General features: G+C 47.5%; 1 protein-coding gene and 1 pseudogene. Both read left to right on the top strand.

Annotated elements, in window-relative coordinates:
* Positions 1–277, top strand: a 277-nt coding sequence (locus F1E73_RS17390; RefSeq protein ID WP_150452708.1) for a tyrosine-type recombinase/integrase, incomplete at its 5' end; no start/stop codon positions are given.
* 38 nt (positions 278–315) lie between these two features.
* A pseudogene (locus F1E73_RS17385) lies at positions 316–446 on the top strand (transposase); the annotation flags it as partial.

Below are 446 nucleotides of genomic sequence, written 5' to 3'. Positions count from 1 at the left end.
CTACGACAGGAAAGGCAATCCCTCCCAGTTATCGACAATGGGCGTGCAATGGATCGTTCGGGAAGCTCGCAAACATAGCGGGATACAGAAAGGGATCACTCTCCATATCCTTCGGCACAGTTATGCCACGCATCTTTTGGAGATGGGGTTGGACATCATCAGTGTCAAAGACTTGCTGGGACACGCACATATACAAACAACCCTTACCTACCTTCATGTGGCACAACTGGGTAGACAAAAGCCGTTCAGTCCACTGGATCGGCTTTATAAGAGGTAGCCGTGAAACCTGTTTACGAGGTGGCACCATCACTCCGAAATAGCCACAAGCACAACTGGGTAGTTTATTGCAAACGTCCATTCTTAGGTCCGGCTCAAGTAGTGGAATATATTGGCCGCTATACCCATAAGATTGCCATTAGTAACCACCGAATAAAAAACCTAGACAT

The organism is Arenibacter lacus (assembly GCF_008711145.1).
GTDB classification, from domain to species: Bacteria; Bacteroidota; Bacteroidia; order Flavobacteriales; family Flavobacteriaceae; genus Arenibacter; species Arenibacter amylolyticus.
This window is presented reverse-complemented; position numbering and strand designations above follow the sequence as displayed.